The organism is Olleya marilimosa CAM030, assembly GCF_000518485.1.
GTDB lineage: Bacteria > Bacteroidota > Bacteroidia > Flavobacteriales > Flavobacteriaceae > Olleya > Olleya marilimosa.
Genome location: NZ_JADR01000007.1, coordinates 1 through 22348, shown reverse-complemented (window position 1 = coordinate 22348; position 22348 = coordinate 1). Strand labels below are relative to the sequence as shown.

Annotated in this window: 24 protein-coding genes; 7 read left to right on the top strand and 17 right to left on the bottom strand. The window is 31.5% G+C overall.

Annotated features, from left to right (window positions below; translation table 11 throughout):
- Nucleotides 1–233: 233 nt before the first annotated feature.
- From arfB to M890_RS0108860, 7 genes are read right to left on the bottom strand one after another with little or no spacing between them, the layout of a single operon-like run.
- The gene (gene arfB / locus M890_RS0108890) at nt 234–641 is read right to left on the bottom strand and encodes an alternative ribosome rescue aminoacyl-tRNA hydrolase ArfB (RefSeq protein WP_028283201.1); all 408 of its coding nucleotides are present in this window, start codon (nt 639–641) and stop codon (nt 234–236) included.
- A gap of 1 nt (nt 642) precedes the next feature.
- Nucleotides 643–2196, bottom strand: coding sequence for a DUF4301 family protein (locus M890_RS0108885; protein ID WP_028283200.1), 1554 nt, complete (start codon nt 2194–2196; stop codon nt 643–645).
- Entirely contained in the window at nt 2186–2764 is a 579-nt protein-coding gene (locus M890_RS0108880; protein ID WP_028283199.1) for an ATP/GTP-binding protein, read from the bottom strand. Before M890_RS0108880 ends, M890_RS0108885 begins: the two co-directional genes overlap by 11 nt.
- The gene (pnuC, locus tag M890_RS0108875; RefSeq protein ID WP_028283198.1) at nt 2725–3357 is read right to left on the bottom strand and encodes a nicotinamide riboside transporter PnuC; all 633 of its coding nucleotides are present in this window, start codon (nt 3355–3357) and stop codon (nt 2725–2727) included. Before pnuC ends, M890_RS0108880 begins: the two co-directional genes overlap by 40 nt.
- Nucleotides 3341–3601 carry a YkoF family thiamine-binding protein gene (locus M890_RS0108870; RefSeq protein WP_028283197.1) on the bottom strand — a complete coding sequence of 87 codons (261 nt, stop codon included), beginning with the start codon at nt 3599–3601 and terminating at the stop codon, nt 3341–3343. Before M890_RS0108870 ends, pnuC begins: the two co-directional genes overlap by 17 nt.
- Before the next feature lie 2 nt (nt 3602–3603).
- Nucleotides 3604–4326 (bottom strand): phosphoglycerol geranylgeranyltransferase, encoded by a 723-nt coding sequence (locus M890_RS0108865; protein ID WP_036597369.1) that lies wholly within the window; start codon nt 4324–4326, stop codon nt 3604–3606.
- Nucleotides 4326–4952, bottom strand: coding sequence for a 4'-phosphopantetheinyl transferase family protein (locus M890_RS0108860; RefSeq protein ID WP_028283195.1), 627 nt, complete (start codon nt 4950–4952; stop codon nt 4326–4328). The genes M890_RS0108865 and M890_RS0108860 overlap by 1 nt, the downstream gene beginning before the upstream one ends.
- A gap of 132 nt (nt 4953–5084) precedes the next feature.
- Between M890_RS0108860 and ahcY the strand changes: the two genes are divergently transcribed.
- Both ahcY and M890_RS0108850 read left to right on the top strand, forming a co-directional pair.
- The gene (ahcY, locus tag M890_RS0108855; protein ID WP_028283194.1) at nt 5085–6401 is read left to right on the top strand and encodes an adenosylhomocysteinase; all 1317 of its coding nucleotides are present in this window, start codon (nt 5085–5087) and stop codon (nt 6399–6401) included.
- Nucleotides 6402–6518: 117 nt separating this feature from the next.
- Nucleotides 6519–7001 carry a DUF1569 domain-containing protein gene (locus M890_RS0108850; protein WP_028283193.1) on the top strand — a complete coding sequence of 161 codons (483 nt, stop codon included), beginning with the start codon at nt 6519–6521 and terminating at the stop codon, nt 6999–7001.
- Between the two features lie 36 nt (nt 7002–7037).
- On the opposite strand, the gene rpmA is transcribed toward M890_RS0108850, so the two are convergent.
- The 3 genes from rpmA to M890_RS0108835 all read right to left on the bottom strand — a co-directional run bounded on the left by rpmA (nt 7038) and on the right by M890_RS0108835 (nt 8550).
- Nucleotides 7038–7298 carry a 50S ribosomal protein L27 gene (gene rpmA / locus M890_RS0108845; RefSeq protein ID WP_028283192.1) on the bottom strand — a complete coding sequence of 87 codons (261 nt, stop codon included), beginning with the start codon at nt 7296–7298 and terminating at the stop codon, nt 7038–7040.
- A 42-nt stretch (nt 7299–7340) separates the two neighbouring features.
- Nucleotides 7341–8000, bottom strand: a complete 660-nt coding sequence (gene rplU, locus M890_RS0108840) for a 50S ribosomal protein L21 (protein WP_028283191.1) — start codon at nt 7998–8000, stop codon at nt 7341–7343.
- 100 nt (nt 8001–8100) lie between these two features.
- Nucleotides 8101–8550 carry a DUF4199 domain-containing protein gene (locus M890_RS0108835; RefSeq protein ID WP_028283190.1) on the bottom strand — a complete coding sequence of 150 codons (450 nt, stop codon included), beginning with the start codon at nt 8548–8550 and terminating at the stop codon, nt 8101–8103.
- A gap of 193 nt (nt 8551–8743) precedes the next feature.
- Here M890_RS0108835 and M890_RS0108830 point away from each other — a divergent pair, with 193 nt between their 5' ends.
- Together M890_RS0108830 and M890_RS0108825 are read left to right on the top strand one after the other, a co-directional pair.
- The gene (locus tag M890_RS0108830) at nt 8744–10078 is read left to right on the top strand and encodes a M16 family metallopeptidase (protein WP_028283189.1); all 1335 of its coding nucleotides are present in this window, start codon (nt 8744–8746) and stop codon (nt 10076–10078) included.
- 20 nt (nt 10079–10098) lie between these two features.
- Complete coding sequence (locus M890_RS0108825; RefSeq protein ID WP_028283188.1) at nt 10099–12180, top strand: M16 family metallopeptidase; 2082 nt, start codon at nt 10099–10101, stop codon at nt 12178–12180.
- A 32-nt stretch (nt 12181–12212) separates the two neighbouring features.
- Here M890_RS0108825 and M890_RS0108820 read toward each other — a convergent pair whose 3' ends face one another.
- A complete protein-coding gene (locus tag M890_RS0108820; protein WP_036597368.1) occupies nt 12213–13109 on the bottom strand; it encodes a DMT family transporter in 897 nt (298 codons plus the stop codon).
- A gap of 97 nt (nt 13110–13206) precedes the next feature.
- Between M890_RS0108820 and M890_RS0108815 the strand changes: the two genes are divergently transcribed.
- Nucleotides 13207–13779 carry a cation transporter gene (locus M890_RS0108815; RefSeq protein WP_028283186.1) on the top strand — a complete coding sequence of 191 codons (573 nt, stop codon included), beginning with the start codon at nt 13207–13209 and terminating at the stop codon, nt 13777–13779.
- 98 nt (nt 13780–13877) lie between these two features.
- On the opposite strand, the gene gldD is transcribed toward M890_RS0108815, so the two are convergent.
- The 4 genes from gldD to mutY all read right to left on the bottom strand — a co-directional run bounded on the left by gldD (nt 13878) and on the right by mutY (nt 17394).
- On the bottom strand, nt 13878–14456 hold the full coding sequence (gldD, locus tag M890_RS0108810) for a gliding motility lipoprotein GldD (RefSeq protein WP_028283185.1): 579 nt from the start codon (nt 14454–14456) through the stop codon (nt 13878–13880).
- Between the two features lie 44 nt (nt 14457–14500).
- Nucleotides 14501–15805, bottom strand: a complete 1305-nt coding sequence (locus M890_RS0108805; protein ID WP_028283184.1) for a gliding motility-associated protein GldE — start codon at nt 15803–15805, stop codon at nt 14501–14503.
- Nucleotides 15806–15814: 9 nt separating this feature from the next.
- Nucleotides 15815–16261: a single-stranded DNA-binding protein gene (locus M890_RS0108800; protein WP_028283183.1), complete on the bottom strand. Its 447-nt coding sequence runs from the start codon at nt 16259–16261 to the stop codon at nt 15815–15817.
- 92 nt (nt 16262–16353) lie between these two features.
- Nucleotides 16354–17394, bottom strand: coding sequence for an A/G-specific adenine glycosylase (gene mutY, locus M890_RS0108795; RefSeq protein WP_028283182.1), 1041 nt, complete (start codon nt 17392–17394; stop codon nt 16354–16356).
- Between the two features lie 137 nt (nt 17395–17531).
- Here mutY and M890_RS0108790 point away from each other — a divergent pair, with 137 nt between their 5' ends.
- On the top strand, nt 17532–17822 hold the full coding sequence (locus M890_RS0108790; protein ID WP_028283181.1) for an HU family DNA-binding protein: 291 nt from the start codon (nt 17532–17534) through the stop codon (nt 17820–17822).
- Nucleotides 17823–18177: 355 nt separating this feature from the next.
- On the top strand, nt 18178–19722 hold the full coding sequence (locus M890_RS0108785; RefSeq protein ID WP_028283180.1) for an Rne/Rng family ribonuclease: 1545 nt from the start codon (nt 18178–18180) through the stop codon (nt 19720–19722).
- Nucleotides 19723–19920: 198 nt separating this feature from the next.
- Here M890_RS0108785 and M890_RS17010 read toward each other — a convergent pair whose 3' ends face one another.
- Both M890_RS17010 and M890_RS0108775 read right to left on the bottom strand, forming a co-directional pair.
- On the bottom strand, nt 19921–21831 hold the full coding sequence (locus M890_RS17010; RefSeq protein WP_028283179.1) for an OmpA family protein: 1911 nt from the start codon (nt 21829–21831) through the stop codon (nt 19921–19923).
- 19 nt (nt 21832–21850) lie between these two features.
- Nucleotides 21851–22348 (bottom strand): PorP/SprF family type IX secretion system membrane protein (locus M890_RS0108775; RefSeq protein WP_028282651.1); only part of this gene is annotated, 498 nt, incomplete at its 5' end.

Sequence of the window (22348 nt, the reverse complement as noted above, 5' to 3'; positions counted from 1 at the left end):
ATCTATACATTACATAGTAACACAAAAAATGTGTTTCAAATTTCCTAAACAGCATTACCTGTTCTAGGTTCAATGGGTATGATCTCAGCCGATATAGGCACCCCTTTTTTGAGAACGCTGCAAAGGTAGATTAGAATTTTGATTTATGAAATACGAATCTTGATTTTTTTTTCAAAGAATAATATACGCAATAATTAATATTGCAAAAACACAATTAAGACTTATATAATAAGCTACTCTATTTTTGGTTTTTTACGATTAGCTTTTATATCTGAGTTGTGTTTTTTGTTTTTTAAGCGTTTTCTTATAACTGCTCTTGGGATTTTGGTTGGTTTACGCTCTGGATCTACTTGTAATGCTTGTTGTAAAATAGCAATTGCACGTTTTACAATAATCCCTTTATTTTTTAATTGACTTCTAGTATCTCCACATTGCATTAATAAGACCTGATCTTTGGTTAACCTAGTTGCTAATTTGGATATAATACGCTCTTTTTGGTCACTTGTAAGTACTACGGAATCATTTATAGAAAAACTTAACTCTACTTTAGTAGCAACTTTATTGACATGCTGACCACCACTACCAGAACTTCTGATAGCTTTAAGGTTAAATTCTTTTTCTAAAGCTTGTTTGTCTAACACTTTATAAGACTTGATGTGTTGGTTTTAATAAGTCGTTAACCGTTTTTACTGGATTAAAGGTAACTAGAGGTACTTCAACAAAAATAGTATTCCAATTCGACATACTTCCGTTCCAAAGTCCAGGCAACTCTAATGCTTTAATATCTTTACCCACTTTTGTTTTCATAGTAATAAACGCTGTTTGGTGATCAACAAATTTTTGAAGATCATACGTTTCCCCTTTATAGTTTTTTGTACTACAAACGATGTCCACAGGATTAAAATGCGTCGCTTTTTTTAAAATACTTTTTTGCTCTTTATCCTTTTTGTTAATTTGAGCAGATTCCACTATTTGCAAAGATAGATTTGCACCTTCATCTTTAACCCAAAATGGTCCTCCACCAGGTTCTCCTTCGTTTTGTACCATTCCACAAATACGGATGGGTCTATCTAGTTTATTTTTTAAATAATCTATTTGGTATGCTGTAGAATATTTTTCAAATTCAGGAGAAATTACAACATTCATTTTACAAATCAAAAACTCTGCAATCTCAACTATATCATCATGAGACAATTGTTTTGTGTCTAAATCTTTAGCATACTTAAACGCTTGTTTTTTTAAATTAATCAACAAACCAGCTAGCATCTTTTTAGACTTTGCGACTTCATCTTCATATTTATAAACTACTACATTGTCTATGTTTTTAATAAAAATAATGTCCGCATCAAAGTCATTTAAATTTTCAAGCAAGGCACCATGACCAGATGGTCTAAAGTATAACTCTTGGTTATCCTCTCTAACAATTTCATTTTTTGTAGAAACCGCTATGGTATCTGTAGATTCTTTTTGATATGAAAAAGAAATGTCAAATTTAGTATTGGTTTTACTTTCAACTATTTGCTGAATTCTAGCAAACTCAGCATCAAACTTTTCTTTATGTTTTTCTGAAATTGTAAAATGAAGCGAAGCTTTACCATTTGATGTCGCGTACAATGCTGCTTCAAATAAGTGCTCTTCAAAAGCGCTTGCCAAATGATCTTTGTACTTATGAAACGGTAATAATCCTTTTGGGAAAGCACTAAAAGCTAATTGATCTTCATTTAAAATAGCTTGTATAAAAGCTACTAATTTTTCATCGTTTGATAATTTATTATAATTTTTATTTTGAGCCTTTAAGTAGGTTACCACTAGGTTATAAAAAGGCAACTTTTCTAGTCCTATAAAAAACAAAGACAAATCGGCTGCTTTAAATTTATTGACATAAGCATTTATACTTTGTTTGTTAGGCTCAAAATCTTTTATAAAGTCAAACAAAAACTTAAACATCCTTGTCGCTGCTCCAGAAGCTGGAACAAATTTGACTATTTTTAATTGATCTTTATGCTTATCATAATTTTCTATTAAATCTAAGGATTGATCGTCAGAAAACTTAAGTATTCCGTCACCAACAGTTGCTGCACGCTCTAAATTAATAAAAGGCAATCCGGTTTTAAGTAACTGTAGTTGTTGCTCTACTTTTTTAAGGGTTAACCCTTTTTTTTCAATAAACTTAGTGTCTAAACTGTTAAACTGCATCGTTATGTTTTGCTAATAATAAATCTATATGTTTTGTCGCTAATTGTAATCTAGTTTTTTTATCTCCTTTTAACAAAACATAAGGCCTATTATATTTTATTAATGCAGATTCAAACTTTTCAAACATTGCTTCTCTTTCCTCAGGCTTGTCTCTTAAATCATCTGCTTCCCAAGGTGTATCAATATACGTTAAAAAGTATAAATCATAATTATTTTTTATGGCGTATTTTTCTAAAACAGGATCACATGTACCAGAGTAATAGGTTTCTGAATATACTTTAGTTTCTAATAAATCTGTGTCACAAATTAAAACTGAATCAGTTTTTTTGGCCAATTGGTTCTCCAATGTCATTTGTCCAACTGCAATTGGCAACAAATCTTTTGACTCGCAAGTTTTACGATGATTATTCCATTTATTTTGTAAATACTCTCTAGCATATTCAGGCACCCAAACCGAGTGATAGTGTCTAGCTAATTGTTGAGACAATGTTGTTTTTCCAGTAGACTCTGGACCAAACAAAACTATTTTTACACAGTTTGCAGGTTGTTGTTCAAGTGTTTTTTCCATTCTAAATAACCATATATTGCAATTATTGTAAATCCTAAATACTGAAAAGAAGTAAAGGTAAATCCTTTATAAAAATATAAAGGAACAGAAATAACATCTCCAATAATCCATAATATCCAATTTTCAATTTTACGTCTAGCCATTAACCACATACCGACAAAAAATATGGCAGTAGTAATAGTATCTACATAAGCCACCCAACCAGTCCACTTATCAAATATTTGGTAAACTATGTATACAAATAACAAGGTGGATATAAATATTATTATGCTAATTTTTTTTTCTTTGTTTGTTGTTTGTGATATGGGTGTTACATGTTGACTATCTACTTTTCTTGTCCAAATATACCAACCATAAACACTCATAATAAAATAATAGGCATTAATCATCATATCACCTAACAAACCCCATTTTAGTAATAGATATACAAAAATTAAAGTGCTAATCATACCTGTTGGAAATACCCAAATTTTATTTTGTTTAGAGTTCCAAACAGATAAAAAACCAAATATTACTGCAATAATTTCTAATACAACATCTATAGTGTCATATTCAAAGTATTGTCCAAAAAAGAAATTAAAAATTTGGTTCATAATCGCTTCTATCAGTTTTTACCACCTTCATTGTTAATACACAAATGTCTTGATTTAAAAAAGAATCTTTAATTTTTTCATTTAAAAAAGGCATTAATTGGTCAAATTCTCCAAAAATTTGAGTGCTTAACGGGTTTTCTAAAACTGTAAAATTAGAAGCACGTAATGCTTTTATAAAATCAATAACATGTTCCTCATAAGCATTACTTAATGGTGACAATGTTAAATCTACAGATATCCTCATGGTTATAATTTTAATTCTTCAAAAAAATCTTGGTTTTGTTCAAAAGCAGTACCTATAACAACAAGATCTGCACCAGCTTTATAGGCTTCCTGAAGCTGAGTTTTATTTCTAATTCCTCCACCTACTATTAATGGAATTTTTAAATCTTGTTTAACAAACTTTATCATCGCTAAAGGTACAGGTTGCAATGCTCCACTACCTGCTTCTAGATAAATTAGTTTTTTACCTAACAACTCACCAGCTTTGGCAGTATCTGCGACTAAGCTGTGTAGCATTGATGGAATAGGCAAAGTATTAGTTACTTTTTGTACTGCTGTTTCTTTTCCGTTTTCAATTAAAATATATCCTGTAGGAATCACTTCCATATTGGTGTGTTTTAAAATTGAAACAGCTTCAATTTGTTTTTCTATTAAGTATTTAGGATTACGTCCAGATATTAATGATAAAAACAAAATGGCATCAGCATCTTGCGATATTTGCGTGACGTCGCCAGGAAACAATATAATAGGCAATCGTGTTAAAGGCTTTAAGGCTTTTACCAATTTTTGGGTCACCTCCACCTCTACTGTGCTTCCACCAACAAAAATATGGGTTATTATGGAATTATTGATATTATCGGTAAATTGCGATATTAATTTAAGATTAAATTTATCAGGATCAATTAATATGGCTAATAATTTATCTTGTTTCGCTTTCGCGGAAAGTATGTCGTTGTAAACACTCATTAACCTATGACATAAGCACAAGTAAAACCTTCAAATTCTAAGAAGCTTGCACTATAGCGTTTTTTTAATCCTTTATAATCTATCCAACAAACGGTTTCTGTATCCATGATAGAAAAAGGTATTACCAAAAAGTGTTCCCTAAATAGCATACCTGGAGTAGCAAACAACTTATATAAAGACTCCTTTATTCCCCATATAACAGTTAGTTTATTAATATAATCTGAAGCCTTTTGGTCTAAATAATTAAATTCATATTCAACAAATTTTTTGGCTATAATAGCAATTTTATCTCGTTGTCTTTCTATATCTATACCAACTTCATTGTCACTAACAATTACACCAGAAAATGTAAAGCTATGCGTTATAGAAATATGCTTGCCATCTTTTAAATGAGGTTTTCCATTAGCATCATAAAATAAATCTTGATCCGTATATCCAAATGCTTTTAGTAAATGTCTAACACTTAAAAAACCACGTTGATGCAACTCACTTTTCATACTTAACACACGACTTAAACTTTCAGGTCTCAAATCTAAATCACTGATTAACTGATCATAAGACTCTTCAATCTTCCAGATTTTAACAGTAGTTTGTGAATTAGGACTAAGGGTTTTATATAGAGGCATTTAATATTCTGAATTCTATTAGTTATCTTTGCAAAGCCTAAGGCGAAATATGCATTTTTGTTAAGCGAATTTAACGATTTTAAGTGCTAATTCCCAAAGGTCATTCATTTATAAAAAAAAGAGACAAATAATATGAGTACAAAAAATGTTGCTTACGTACCTAATAAGGTAAAGGACATGTCGCTTGCGGCTTGGGGAAGAAAAGAAATTAATTTAGCCGAAGCAGAAATGCCAGGTTTAATGAGTTTACGTGAAGAATACAAAAACGAGCAGCCTTTAAAAGGAGCACGAATTGCTGGATGTTTACACATGACAATCCAAACTGCTGTTTTAATAGAAACTTTACAAGCTTTAGGTGCAGAAGTTACTTGGAGTTCTTGTAACATTTTCTCTACACAAGACCAAGCAGCTGCTGCAATAGCAGAAGCTGGAACTGCAGTATATGCTTGGAAGGATATGACTGAAGAAGAGTTTGATTGGTGTATAGAACAAACCTTATTTTTTGGAGAAGACCGTAAGCCTTTAAATATGATTTTAGATGATGGTGGAGATTTAACAAACATGGTGTTAGATAAGTACCCAGAATTATCTGCAGGAATTAAAGGATTATCTGAAGAAACAACTACAGGAGTACACAGATTATATGAGCGTGTTAAAAATGGTACACTAACAATGCCAGCAATTAACGTAAATGACTCTGTAACTAAATCTAAATTTGATAACAAATACGGTTGTAAAGAGTCTGCAGTAGATGCTATACGTCGCGCAACAGATATTATGTTAGCTGGTAAACGTGTTACTGTTTGTGGTTATGGAGATGTAGGTAAAGGTACTGCTGCTTCTTTTAAAGGTGCAGGAAGTATTGTTACAGTTACTGAGATTGACCCAATTTGTGCTTTACAAGCTGCAATGGACGGATTTGAAGTTAAAAAACTAGAAACAGTTGTTGGAAACAGTGATATCATTATCACAACAACAGGAAACAAGGATATAGTACGTGCAGAGCATTTTGAAGCCATGAAAGACAAAGTTATTGTCGCTAATATTGGTCACTTTGATAACGAAATCCAAGTTGGATGGTTAAACAAAAACTATGGTCATACTAAAGACACTATTAAGCCACAAGTTGACAGATATAACATTAATGGTAAAGATATTATCTTACTTGCCGAAGGACGTTTAGTAAACTTAGGTTGCGCAACAGGACACCCTAGTTTTGTAATGTCTAACTCATTTACAAACCAAACTTTAGCACAAATAGAACTTTGGAAAAACAGTGACAAATACGAAAATGACGTATACATGTTACCAAAGCATTTAGATGAAAAGGTTGCTAAATTACACTTAGAAAAAATTGGTGTTGAGCTAACAGAATTAGCAGACTACCAAGCTGATTACATTGGTGTTAAAGTGGAAGGTCCATACAAACCAGAGCATTACAGATACTAAAAATGTTATATTGAGTTTTACTCAGTTAATCATTCTATAATAAAACCCAAACAGCCATGTTTGGGTTTTTTATTTATAAACCTTAAAAATGATTAACTTACCTTTTAAATAAATTTTATGAATTCAGAAAAATTAAATCACACACTCGACAGATTGGAGTCATACATTAAAGACTATACAATTATCAATACTAGAGTATCACAAGGTAGTATTGCTTGGCATATTGATCATAGCCTTAAAGTAATTAACAACGTATGTAATGCATCAATAGAATCTGATCCTTCTACTTATTTAAATAATTTTACTTTTTTAGGTAAATTATTTTTCACACTTGGTTTTTTTCCAAGAGGAAAAGCTAAAGCACCAAAACATGTCAAACCACCAAAAGTAATAACAGAAGAATCATTAGTACTTCAAATTGAAGATGCAAGATCGAATATTAATAAAATAAACACTTTAGATAAAAACGCCTATTTTAATCATCCTTTATTTGGACATGTAAACACAACTAGAGTAAATCGTTTTTTAATTTTACATACAAACCATCATCTAAAAATTATAAACGACATACTAAAACAACAAAAAACCCTTTCTAAATAAATAGAAAGGGTTTTAATTTTTTAGCTAATAAAATTATTAAGCTTGGAAAGGCTCAATAGAAACGTAAGACTTGTTGTCTCTTTTCTTTGTAAATTTTACTAAACCATCAACTTTAGCATGTAAAGTATGATCTTTTCCTTGGTATACATTTTCACCTGGATGGTGAGTGTTACCACGTTGTCTTATGATAATGTTTCCAGCAATAGCAGCTTGTCCACCAAAAATCTTAACGCCTAAACGTTTTGATTCTGATTCTCTACCATTCTTCGAACTACCAACTCCTTTTTTGTGAGCCATGATCTTAAGTTTTTAAATTGTTATACTTAGGTTGTTAAGCAATTAAGCTTTACCACCATCTAATTCGTCTTGCCATTTCTTTAACTCATCCCACTTACCATCAGCAGCTAATTGTGCTTGTGCTGGCCATGTGTCAGTTACGTGGTTACCACGTACACCTGCGATAATTTCAGAAATTTTTGCTGCATCAGTTTTAGCTAATTCAGCAAAAGTAGCGATTCCTGCTTCAACTAATGTTTCAGCAATTTTAGGTCCAATACCTTCAACTTTTTTCAAGTCGTCAGCTTTTCCTGTAGCTTTAGCAGCCTTTTTAGGTGCAGCTTTAGCTTCTACTTTTTTAGTTTCTTTTTTTGGAGCAGCTTTTTCAGCTTTTGCTGCTGGCTTAGCTCCTGAAGCTACTATACTTTCAATTACGATTTCAGTTAAGGCTTGTCTATGACCGTTTTTCTTACGGTAACCTTTTCTTCTTTTCTTCTTGAAAACAATAACTTTATCACCTTGAAGGTGCTTTAAGACTTTTGCACTTACTTGTGCTCCGCCTATAGCTGGGGCGCCTACAGTAATGTTAGAACCATCTGCAATTAAAAGGACATTGTCAAAAGACACTGCTTCTCCTTCTTCTGTTGCTAAACGGTTAACAAAAACTTTTTGGTCTTTTTCAACTTTAAATTGATGCCCTGCTATCTCTACAATTGCGTACATAGCGTAACGTTTTTATTAATTAGTTTATATAAAATAATCTCATTTTCCTGAGAAAACGGATGCAAATATACTTCTAATTAATTAATCTACAAACCTTTTATCAATTTTGAGGCATATTTCTACTGTTTTTAAAAAGCTGCATACAGGTTAAGGTTATAACTACCGTTGTAGCAAAGCCCATAATTGCAACAACAAAGGCTACTAGACCTATATGGACATTATAATCGCTTTTAAAAACAGTTAATAATTTTATTAAAAAATCAGGATCTACCTCTGTTGCGTAAAAGGTAAAAAATACAGTAAACAAAATAGCTGCTATAAAACCTGCAACAATACCTACTGTAAAACCACCTGTGTAACTAAAATTGTCTGCTTGTTCTAGTTTATAATACTTTATAGTTTCATAAATACCAAATCCTGTTATAACACCATTAAATAAACTAAAAAACGGATTGGTATGTAAATTAAAAAGAGCTAAGATTAAAAAAAAGGCAATTAAACATGCACTTATTACTAACCCAAATCTTATTGGAAGGGAAATATTTTTCATGATAATTTATGGTTATTGGTTAATAATCCTTTTAAATTTCGTGAAAATGAAATGATTTTTTTATAATTTGATGTTAATTTTCAACAAATTAGACATTAAAACATAGTTGGATTGCTATTTTTGTTAAAACTGTTGTAACAAAAACCTACAATAGTATACTAATACTTAAACTGATAAATTAAATAATCAAATCATGAAAAAAAGTTTATTCTCATTAGCTGCTTTGCTTTTAGCTGGTTTTACCGCTACAGCACAAGAAGTTAATTACGAAGAGTTTGATTTAGATAATGGCTTACACGTTATCTTACATCAAGACAATTCTGCACCAGTAGTAACTGTAGGCGTTATGTACGACGTAGGTGGTAAAGATTTAGGAGGTGCTCCTGAAACAGGACTAAGAACAGGTTTTGCTCACTTTTTTGAGCACCTTTTATTTGAAGGAACTCAAAACATTGATCGTGGAGAATGGTTTAAAATTGTATCCTCTAATGGTGGAAGCAATAATGCTAACACATCATTAGATAGAACTTATTATTATGAAGTTTTTCCGTCTAACAACCTTGAATTAGGATTGTGGATGGAGTCAGAGCGTATGCTACATCCAGTAATTGACCAAGTTGGTGTAGACACACAAAATGAAGTTGTTAAGGAAGAAAAAAGATTACGTTACGACAACTCACCTTACGGACAATTTTTATTTGCTGTAAGCGACAATTTATTTTCAAAACACCCTTACAAAAACAAGAATATTGGAGAAATGTCTGATTTAGATGATTCTACTTTAGAAGAGTTTCAGGCTTACTTTAAAAAATGGTATACACCAAACAATGCTGCTTTAGTTATTGCAGGAGATATTGATGTTACCGAAGCTAAAAGATTAGCCAAATTATATTTTGAAGACATCCCAAGCGGAGAAGTTCCTGTTAGAAATTTCCAAAAGGAAGATCCAATTACAGAAGCTTTAGAAGCTAAATTTTATGATCCTAACATTCAAATTCCTGCAATAATCACAGGATACAGAACACCTGGTTTTGCTGAGCGTGACTCTTACATTTTAAATATGATTTCTACATATTTAAGTGACGGTAAAACCTCTAAACTTTACAAAAAACTTGTTGATGACCAAAAAATGGCATTACAAGCTGGAGCAATTAACATTCCTCAAAAAGACTATAGCATCTATGCTATTTATGGTTTACCATTAGGTGAAACCTCTTTAGAAACTTTGCTTTCAGAAATGGATGAAGAGGTAGTAAAATTACAAACTGAATTAATATCTGAAAAAGATTTTCAAAAACTTCAAAATAAATTTGAAAACCAATTTGTAAACTCTAACTCTAGCGTACAAGGTATTGCAGCTTCATTAGCAACAAACTATATGTTATACGGCAACACAGATTTAATAAATTCTGAAATAGATATTTATAGAACAGCTACAAGAGAAGATATTCAAGCTGTAGCTAAAAAGTATCTAAATCCTAACCAACGTGTTGTTTTAGAATACCTTCCTAAGAAAGACGATAAATAAAAAAAGAAATTTCAATAGATATGAAAACAAAAATAACAGCCTTATTAGCGGTATTATTTATATCAATTTCTGCTTCGGCACAACTTGATAGATCTAAGCAACCAAAAGCAGGTCCAGCTCCAACTATTACATTAGAAGTACCTGGGGAATTTGAACTAAAAAATGGACTTAAAGTTTTAGTTGTTGAAAACCACAAACTACCAAGAGTATCATACTCTTTAACAATAGACAACCAACCAATTACAGAAGGAGACAAAGCAGGTGTATCTGCAATGTTAGGAGCTATGTTAGGAAATGGTACAACAAATATTAGTAAAGATGTTTTTAACGAAGAAATAGATTTTTTAGGCGCTAGACTTGGGTTTAGCTCTGATGGTGCTTTTGCTAGTGGATTATCAAAATACTCTGATCGTATTTTAGAATTAATGGCAGATGCAGCAATGAATCCTTTATTTTCTCAAGAAGAATTTGATAAAGAAAAAGAACGTCTTTTAGAAGGATTAAAAAACAACGAAAAAAGCGTTGAAGCAGTAGCAGATCGTGTTGGTAGCGCATTATCTTATGGTACTAAACATCCTTATGGTGAATTTTTAACAGAAGAAACTGTAAACAATATCTCATTAGATAACGTTAGAGCTTTCTACCAAAAATATTTTAACCCAAATAATGCTTACTTAGTTATTGTTGGAGATGTAGATTTTAGAACTGTAGAAAAGCAAGTAAAAAAATACTTTAAAAAATGGGATAAAGGAATTGATTTTACAACCAATCTAGTTAAACCAAACCCTAATATAGCTAGCACGCAAATTAACTTTGTGGACATGCCAAATGCTGTGCAATCAAATGTTACTTTAACTAACAATGTTGAGTTAGAGATGAACAATCCTGATTATCATGCAGTATTAATTGCAAACAAAATATTAGGTGGAGGTTTTAACAGCTACCTAAACATGAATTTACGTGAAGCTAACGGTTGGACTTATGGTGCAAGATCTAGCATTGGTACATCACGTTATGGTGCTTCAAGATTTACTGCAAGCACTGCTGTTAGAAACATGGTTACAGATAGTACAGTAATTGAGACTTTAAAAGAAATTAAAAGAATTAAAAACGAACCTGTTACTGCTGAAGCATTAGCAAATGCTAAAGCTAAGTATGTTGGAGATTTTGTTCTTGCTCTAGAAAGTCCTCAAACAATTGCTAGATATGCACTAAGCATTAAATTAAATAAACTTCCTAGCGATTTTTACAAAACATATTTATCTAAAATTAATGCTGTAACTATTGCAGATGTACAACGTGTGGCCAACAAATACTTTAAGCCAGAAAACGCTAGAATAATTATAGTTGGAAAAGGTAGCGATGTTATTCCTGGATTAGAAAAAACAGGAGTCCCAATTAAGTATTTTGACAAGTTTGCAAATCCAGTTGCAAAACCAGAATTTTCTAAACCAATTCCTGACGGAGTAACAGCTAAATCTGTTTTAGACAAATACATAACAGCTATTGGTGGTGCTGCAAATATTGCTAAAGTAAACACTGTAAAAATGAATGGAGATGTTACCATTGAAGGTGTTCCAATTGCATTAAAAGTTGAAGCTAAAACAATGACAAATCCTAATAAAGAATCTATGGAGATGACAGCAGAAGGTATGGGAACTTTAATGAAACAAAAATGGGATGGCACAACAGGCTACAGAGAACAACAAGGTCAAAAAATGCCATTTTCTGAAGATGAAATCAATGAGAAAAAGTCTGACTTAGGATTATTTGCAGAAACTAAATTTGATTTAGCTAACGTAACCCTAGAAAGCATTGTCGATATAGATGGTAAAGACAACTTTAAAGTAAAAGTTATGTCTAACGACAAAGCATCTTACAGATTTTACAATGTTGAAACAGGATTACTAAGTCAAGTAGAAAGTACTTCTAAAGCACAAGACCAAGAAGTTACAACTACAATCAAATACGATAACTATTCTGAAGTAAACGGAGTTAAATTTCCTTACGGACAAACTATTATAGCTGGTCCTCAAACTATTTCAATGAATTTTAAAAATGTAAAAGTAAACGAAGAAGTTACTGAAGCAGATTTTAAATAATAGTTAATACATATCAATTAAAAATCCGAAACTTAAAGGTTTCGGATTTTTTTTGTTTTTCTATTAGCCAAATAAACTCCAATCAAAATAATTAAAGTTCCAATAATTTGGGTAACACTAAAACTTTCTCCATCCAATAGTCCCCAAATTAAAGCAACAATAGGCATGATATAAGTAACTGAAGATGCAAAAACAGGAGTGGACATTTGGACTAAAGTATTAAATAACACCTTAGCCAAAGCTGTACCAAAAAAGGATAAAATCACAACGTATCCAATAGCATTGTTAAAATCAGGGTTACTAAAATTTTCAAGATTAAAAAAACCTGCAAATACCAAAACGATTAAAGCTGGTATAAAAATAACAACATAATTACCTACTGCTATTGCTAAAGGTTTAACCTCTTGCAAGTAACGTTTTATTATGTTAACGTTAATAGCATACATAACTGTTGAAGCGATAACAAATCCAGCATACCAATAATTTTGATTAGGATTTAAATCTGCACCTTCTAATATTAATATAGACGTACCAATAAAGCCAATAATAACACCAACAACCTGCTTAGTAGTACTTGCTATTTTAAATACAGCAGCACCAATTAAAACCGTGTTTAAAGGCACCAAGCTATTTAACACAGATACAACAGCGCTATCTATTTGGGTTTCGGCAATTGCAAAGAAAAAAGCAGGAATAAATGACCCTAAAAAACCCGAGATTGCTATCCATTTCCAATCTGTTTTTTTTATCAGGCTTATCTTTTTATAACCAGCAATAAATAAAAACAATCCAGTAATTAATGTTCGTAAAGCTCCTAGTTGATAAGCATTTAAACCCAATAGCGCCTTCTTAATTAAAATAAAAGACGTTCCCCAAATAAGTGACAAAACAAGTAAATACACCCATTTTGTAGTATTGTTATTTTGCATAGCCAAATTTTACGTTACAAAAATCCAATATAAAAAGCAATAAAGCATAATATTTAGTAGTTTTGTATCTATAACACAATAATAAAATCTTATTAAAATGAAATCATTTAAACATATACTAGTACTAATTGCTATAGCAGCAGTTACTTTTAGTTGCAAAAACGAAGCTGAGCCAGAAGTTAAAACAGCTCCTAATGCTACAGAAACTACAGAAGTAACAAAAAAAGCAGAAATTAATCCAAATGCTAAGTTAGCTAAAGCTGAATTTAAAATTGAAGGTATGACTTGTGCAATGGGTTGTGCAAAAACAATTGAGAAAAAAATGGCTAAAATGGAAGGTGTAAAATCTGCAACTGTAGATTTTGATCGCGAATTAGCTATGGTAGAATATGACGAAGCGTTAGTTACTCCTGCATCATTAGAAACTACAGTTACAAGTGTAGCAGACACGTATAAAGTAAAAGACATGCATACTGTAGATGCTTTTTCTACTGCAAAAAAAGAATGCACAATGAAGTGCAAAGCAGATTGCACTAAAAAAGATTGTGCAGACTGTGCAGCAAAAACAGCAGAATGCAAGAAAAAATGTGCTAATAAAACAGAAGCAGAAAAAATGGCTTGTGCTAAAGACTGTAAAAAAGCATGTTGTGCTGAAGCTAAAAAAGCGTAACAATCAAACATTATCACAAAAAAAAGCCTTGATTTCTCAAGGCTTTTTTTGTTTCAAATTTTAGATGTTTCTGTTATAATATTTATCCAGAAAACAATTTACTTCCACTCTACACTTTCCATTATTCGTTTTATATCTTTTTGAAGATAATTAGCTGCTGGTAAAATAGAATCGTAGTTGGGCTTAGCATAAAAGTATAAAGATCCAGTTAAAAAGTGGTTTATACTATCTGTAATGTAAAACTGAGATTGTGATGCTGCATTACCTCCAACTTCATAAAACATTCCGTACACTTTATTTACAGGATTTTCCCAAACCACCTCTTCAATTGCATCTGCTTTTTTTGTGTGTTCTTGTGTAAAATTTTGAGCATTTTTAAGGTATTTTATTAAACGCTCTTGTCCATCTATTGCTTTATAAGTAAGGTAAATGGTTCCTTTTAATTTTTTATACTCTATGTTAAGTCCAAAACTTTTTACATCATCTTGTAAAGGCTTATATATTATGGTATCACTTAGCATATTTCTGTCAAAAGCAAAAGGCAAATCTTGATTATACGTTTTATAATCTGCCTGAGGATACTCTAATCTAAGATAACCTTTGGGCTTTGGTATTGGGTCGCTACCACAACTTGTTAATGTTACAAAAGTTAAAAGAATAATTATTAATTGTCTCATGGTATAATTACTACAGCAATAGTGATATGCCTATATTTTATTATTTATGGTAAAGTGACTTTAACTCGTTTGATACGTTTTTTGTCTAGTGCTTCAATGGTAAACACATAGTTTTCAAAATGTATTTTACTGTTTCGTTTAGGAAAACCTCCAGAATTTTCTAGAATAAAACCAGCAATAGTCTCAGCTTCACCTTTATTATCTTCAAAAATTGTATCGTTTTCTAACTTAATAATTTTATAAAAATCTTTTAATGCTGTTTTACCTTCAAAAGCATAATTTTTATCATCAAGCTTTGAAAACACTAAGTCTTCGTCATCAAACTCGTCACTAATATCTCCTACAATCTCTTCAATAATATCTTCTAATGACACTAATCCAGAAGTCCCTCCATACTCGTCCACTACAACAGCAAGATGCACTTTTTTCTCTTGGAACTCTGCCATTAAATCATCTAATTTTTTGTTTTCTGGTACAAAAAATGGCGCTCTTAATAATGTAGTCCAATCAAAAGTTTGTTTATCAATATAAGGCAGCAAATCTTTAACGTAAAGCACACCCACAATATTATCCATACTATCCTTATAAACAGGTATTCTAGAATAACCGTTTTCAATAATTTCTGGGATAATCTCGCTGTAAGGCTGCTCTACATTTAATGCAAAAACATCAATACGAGGTTGCATAACTTGTTTGGTGTCTGTATTACCAAAACTTACAATCCCTTGTAGTATTTTTTGTTCTTCTTTAGTAGTGTCATGCTCGCTAGTTAACTCTAAAGCTTGTGACAATTGATCGACACTTATATTAGATTTTTGTTTTCCTAATCTATTATGAATTGTCAAAGTTATACTTCGCATTGGTAAACTTAAAGGCGAAAACAACACATCTAAGACACGTAGTGGATAAGCCATAAATGTCGCAAATTTTAGATTGTTACGACTGGCATAAATCTTAGGTAAAATTTCTCCAAACAATAAAATTAAAAAAGTAATGACTACTACTTCTACTATAAACTTAACTAATGCAGAGTTTATACCTGAAAACAAATAGTTCCCTAAAAAAGCAAATAGTATTACAATACCAATATTTATAAAATTATTAGCTACTAAAATGGTTGCCAATAATTTTTTAGGACGAATTAATAGCTTTGAAATTATTTGAATCTGCTTTTTACCTTGTAATGCTTCGTCTTCAAGATCTGATTTAGTTAATGAAAACAAAGCGACTTCTGCTCCAGAAATCATTGCAGAACATATCAATAATACAATTAACAGTACAAAACCTAGTACAATATTAATGTTGTCAGAAATTACTAATGCTAAAAAACTCGAGGGTTCAGGGTCCATAATCACTTATTAAAACGGTAGATCATCTTCGCTAGAAGCAGAAGGTGTTTGTTTTTGAGTATCAGGTTTTGGTGCTTGTTGTTGTGCAGCTGGTGTTGTTGGTGCTGCTTCAGGATCACGCTTGGTACTTAAAAAGGTAAAGTCAGACACTTGAATCTCTGTACTATAACGATCAATTCCAGATTCGTCTTGCCATTTTCTAGTTTTTATACGACCTTCAACATAAACCTTATCACCTTTTGTTAAATATTTCTCACAAATTTCTGCAGCTTTATTACGCACTACAATATTATGCCAATCTGTATTTGTTACGCGCTCGTTAGTTTGCTTACTAACGTAGGTCTCGTTAGTCGCTAAAGGAAAACGTCCAACACAACCACCTCCTTCAAAGTAGTGCATTTTAACTTCGTCTCCTAAATGCCCAATTAGCATAACTTTATTTAATGTTCCTGACATAAATTGTGTTTTTATTCTAATACAAAATTACAGCTTTAAGCTTCAATGTAAATAAATTTAATAAAAAATATTGAAGCACTGCGTGTAATGATTTAAAAATTAAATTTTTCGATAAAATTCCCTATCAAAATAGGCACTGGATAATCCGTAATTTTATCTAATGCTATACCTTTTGGCAAGGCGCTATCTAACGTTACAATCCAAAATTTGGTATACAAATGTTGATGCGATAATTTATGGATCACTGCTTTTTCATTATACAATGACACCTCAATAGATTGGTCCTTTAGGTAATTAATAAGTTTAATTTGTTTTACAATTTCAGAAAAAGAAGTGTCTTTATCTGTTTCAAGTAAAGGAAATTGATACAAGTTTTGCCAAATACCATTTCCTGTACGTTGTTCTAGTATTGTATTACCGTCTTTAGAAAGGATAACAATAAAGTTATAATACTTTTTGGTAACCTTAGCACTTTTAATTTTAACTGGTAAATCCGTAATTACAGCTTTAGATAATGCGATACATTTTGTGTTAAATGGGCAATTGTCACAATCTGGATTTTTGGGCTTACATAATCTTGCTCCAAACTCCATTATAGCTTGGTTAAAAGTTGCAGGTTCTTTTTTATCAATTAATTGTTGAGCTAATGCTTTAAACTCTTTAAACCCCTTACCTGTATTTATAGGTGTATAAATACCATAAATCCTAGACAATGCTCTATACACATTACCATCTACAACTGCAGTAACGTGATTAAAACAAATAGAAGCAATCGCACTTGCAGTATAATCTCCTACACCTTTAAGTTTAATAATTTCATTAAAAGTGTCCGGAAAGCGTCCATCTAATTCATTTACTATATATTTAGCTGAAGCATGTAAATTTCTAGCTCTAGAATAATAGCCTAGTCCTTGCCATAACTTTAACACATCCTGCTCATCTGCGTTAGCTAAGTCAAAAACAGTTGGAAAATTAGTGGTAAAAGCGTTGTAATATGGAAGACCTTGTACTACTTGTGTTTGCTGTAAAATGATTTCGGAAAGCCAAATATAATAAGGGTTTGTGGTATTACGCCAAGGTAAATCTCGTTTATTATCTGTGTACCAATTAATTAATTGTTTTGCAAAGTTCATTTATTAGAAAAAAGTAAGAAAAGCAAAAGTAAAGTTTATCGCATTAAATTTTAATGAATTAGGTTTGAAATATTGAATATTAAATGCCTATATTTGCCAACCCTTAGAAAAATTAATAACGCAAACAAGAAAAGAAAATGACTAAAGCTGATTTAGTAACAAAGATTTCTGAAAAATTAGGAATAGAAAAAGGAGATGTTCAGGCAACTGTGGAGACTTTTATGGAAGAAGTTAAAACATCTTTAGAAGGTGGTGATAATGTTTACCTTAGAGGATTTGGTAGCTTTATCATTAAAACAAGAGCAGAAAAAACAGGAAGAAATATTTCAAAAAATACGACTATCAAGATTCCTGCTCATAACATACCAGCGTTTAAACCTGCAAAAGTATTTGTAGAGGGTGTAAAAACTAACGTAGACGTAAAGTAAAAAATATTATAAACGAATTATTAATTTAAAAACATTAACCCTATGCCAAGTGGTAAGAAACGTAAAAGACACAAGGTTGCAACGCATAAGCGTAAAAAACGTAGACGCGCTAATCGTCACAAGAAGAAGAAATAGTACCAAAAAGTAGTTTATATAACTACTTTTTTGGTTTATTAAAATTATCGTTCTTTGAAAATAGAGTTTAATATAAATATGTAAAACCTTGCGTATTTTTAAACTCAAACGGATTTAAAAAATCCTGTGATTATCTTACCTTTTTTTATTTTTAAAAAAAAGGTAAGATATATTGTATAATCCATCTATACCTAGTTGTATGGATAAAAATTAACCTTAAATGGATAAAGAATTAATTATTAGATCTAGTCCAGAAGCTGTTGATTTTGCCTTATTAAAAGATGGAAAATTAGTTGAATTACATAAAGAGGAAGATGGGAACAACTTTGCGGTTGGTGATGTGTTTATCGCCAAAATAAGAAAAGCTGTTCCAGGACTAAATGCAGCATTTGTCAATGTTGGTTATGAGAAAGATGCATTTTTGCATTATCATGATTTAGGACCAAAAATGTCCTCTCTTTTAAAATTCACAAAAAGTGTAAGCACAGGTAAACTAAAAGATTTTTCTTTAAAGGATTACCCATTTGAAAAAGATATTGATAAAGACGGAAAGATTACTGACGTCTTAAAATCAAATCAGTCTATTTTAGTACAAATAGTTAAAGAACCAATATCTACTAAAGGCCCAAGGATTAGCTCAGAGCTATCCATAGCAGGTAGATACATTGTTTTAGTACCTTTTTCTGATCGAATTTCTATTTCACAAAAGATAGAGAGTAAAGAAGAAAAAGAACGCTTAAAACGCTTAGTAAGGAGTATTACTCCACCTGGTTTTGGAGTTATTGTACGAACAGTAGCAGAAGGCAAAAAAGTAGCCGAACTAGATAAAGATTTACAAAATTTGCTTAGTCGTTGGACAGCAATGTGTAAAAAATTGCATAAAGCAAATCATCCTACCAAAGTATTGGGTGAGTTAAATAAAGCCTCTTCTATATTAAGAGATATTTTTAACGACACGTTTACAGGTATTCATGTAGATGATGAAGCTTTACATGCTCAAGTTAAAGATTACGTGCAACAATACGCACCAAAAAAAGAATCAATAGTTAAATTACATCAGTCTAACATTCCTATTTTTGAAAAATTTGGAATTGAAAGACAAATTAAAACTGCTTTTGGTAAGACGGTCTCTATGGCTAAAGGTGCATACCTTGTTATCGAGCATACTGAAGCGCTTCACGTCATTGATGTAAATAGTGGTAATAGATCTAACAAATCAAACTCGCAAGAAGACACAGCTCTTGAAGTAAACTTAATCTCTGCTACAGAAGTAGCACGTCAGTTAAGATTACGTGATATGGGTGGAATTATTGTGATAGACTTTATAGACTTAAATACTGCTGAACATAGAAAAAAACTTTACAATCATCTTCGTGACGAAATGAAAGATGATCGTGCCAAACACAAAATATTACCTCCTAGTAAGTTTGGATTGATTCAAATTACACGTCAAAGAGTAAGACCAGAAATGAATATTAAAACCAGAGAGGAAAATCCTAACAGTTTTAATGGAGAAGAAGTCGAAGCACCAATTAACATTGTGCCTAAAATAACTCACGACATAGAACAAATATTTAAAAAAGACTATAAAAAGGTGACCTTAAACACACATCCTTTTATAGCAGCCTTTTTAACAAAAGGTTTTCCATCTATTCGTTCAAAATGGTTTTTTGAACACAAAAAATGGGTTAAAATACAACCAAGAGATGCTTACACATACCTTGAATATCATTTTGTTGACAAAGATGGTAATCAAATTAAATAACAAAAAGCCTTACTATGTAAGGCTTTTTTTATGCTTAATATTTAGTCTATTAAACATCAAAAATAAAATCCATTTAACATTATTTAATGTATAATATATTTAAATATCAGTCCTTAATTACACACATAAGAATAAAAAAAAGCCTTACTTAAAGTAAGGCTTTTTTATGGTTTGTAATTTGGTTGTTAATTGTATAGATTACTTTTTAGGACCTCCACTTGTAATAAAAAATTGACTTCTTCTATTAAGTTCATGTTCTTGATCTGTACATGGCTTACAGTCCACTGCTGGTTCTGTTTCTCCACGTCCTGAAGCACTAATTCTGCTAGCATCAATTCCTTTAGAGATCACATACTGTATAGTCGTTTGTGCACGTCTTTCAGATAATCCTTGGTTGTACTGCTTAGACCCTCTAAAATCTGTGTGAGAAGTAGCTTGTATTACCATATCAGGATACTTGTTCATAACTTGAACTAAGTTATCTAATTCAAAAGCAGCACGTGCAGTAATATTAGATTTATCAAAATCAAAGTATATTGGATTAAGCACCACTTGTTCTGGAGTAATAATCTCTTCAATTGGTTTTAAGTTAACTGTAACAGCAACTTCTTCTTCGTTACTTCCTTTAACAGCTACTTTATTACTTTCATAACCTTCCATTGTAACTTTTAATTCTGTAGGTGTATCACACTCAACAATATACTCCACTTTACCATCAGTATTAGCTGGTTTAGATGCTAAAACGTTACCATTTGCATCTACTAATGTTGTTAATGCACCTGAAACTGGCTTACCTGTTTTTTCATCTAAAACCGTACCTACTATTAATACATCACATAATGGTTGTAATTTTTTGATAGCATAAATATCATCACTTCCTTTTCCTCCTTCACGATTTGAAGACACAAAACCTTCTCCAGTTTCTTCGTTCATTCTAAAAGCAAAATCATCACCATTACTATTAATTGGTATTCCAACATTACGTATTGGAGCTAACTTTCCATCAATCTCTTTTGTATAAAATACATCCATACCTCCAAGACCTAAATGACCTGTTGAAGAAAAATAAAGGGTGTTATTACTACTTACATAAGGAAACATTTCTTGTCCTTCTGTATTAACTTTTTGTCCCATATTTACAGGTGTACCAACATTTCCGTTAGCGTCTAAAGTAGCTTTGTAGATATCAAACTTTCCAAATCCACCTGGCATATCACTTGCAAAATAAATTATAGAACCATCTTGGCTTATTGTTGGGTTTTTAATAGAATAATTTTGGCTATTAATAGGTAATGCTTCTACTTCAGAGAAACCATTACTACCTTTTTTAGCTTTAAATAAGTGTAAGACACTATATTTAGTGTTAGACAAGCTGTCTTTTTCGTAGATGTTTTCAAAGAAACTTTCTCTAGAGAAAAACATTGTTTTACCATCTGGTGTAAAACTTACAATACCTTCGTGGTATTTAGTATTAATTTTACCATCTAATAAGTTTTCTGCTTGGTAACTTCCATCTTCTGCAACAGTATATTCATAGATATCTAAGAAAGGCTCTTCATTCCAACCATAGTTTTTTCTGCTTGCATTTCTAGAAGACGTAATATAAAGTTTACCATCTTGAAGTGTACCTCCAAAATCAGACATATTACTGTTAAGGTCTAAACTTTGTACATTAAACTTTTTACCTTTATCTAAAATTTTTGATAAATACTCTGGATTAGCTTTGTACATAACAGCACGATCATCTGCTGGACGCATAGATGCAAATTTATCCATTTGTACATTAGAAGCTTCGTACTTACCATTAGCTTTTAACATTTCAGAATATTTAAATAGCATTTCTGGCTCAGAAGCGCCTGCTTCAAGTGCCTTAGCATACCATTTTTCAGATTCTACTGTACTAAAAATGTTATAATTAGCCTCTGCTAATCTAGAATATATGTAAGCGTTACCTTCTCCTTTTTCAATTAGCTTGTTATAAGCTTCAATAGCATCAACAAATTGAAATTTAGCAAAATGTTTATCGGCTTTTTTTGTCGCATCACTTTGAGCAAACACACTGGTACTGCTTAGTAATATCGCGAATATAAATAGTTGTATTTTTTTCATTGTATTGGTTAGCTTATGATTAGAAATAACGTGGTGAACGTGATACTTTTCTTGGAAGATTAATATCAAAGTTGATAAAAATCTCGTGTGATGAGTTGGTTACAACATCTAATTGTGATTGGATACTGTCATACGCATAACCTATTCTTAAATTAGGTGCTACTAAAAAGTTGACCATACCACTAAAAGAGTCGTCTAAGCGGTAACCTGCTCCTACTTCTACAAAGTCATACATAAATAAGTTTAAGTTAACATCAAAACTTACTGGTGCATCAAAAGCAACTTTAGCTAAAGCGTGTGGCTTTAGCTTAAAGTTTTCTGATAAATCAAATACGTATCCTGCTGCTCCAAAAAAGTGTTGCGTTTCTGATCCTATTTTAAAGCCATTTGCATCTAAATGCACAGAATTTAAAATGTTAGGCATAGAGGCAGATATATAAAACTTACTTGGTTTGTAAAAATATAATCCAGCTCCAATATTTGGAGTAACTTCATTAATATTTTCTGAGAAAAAAGG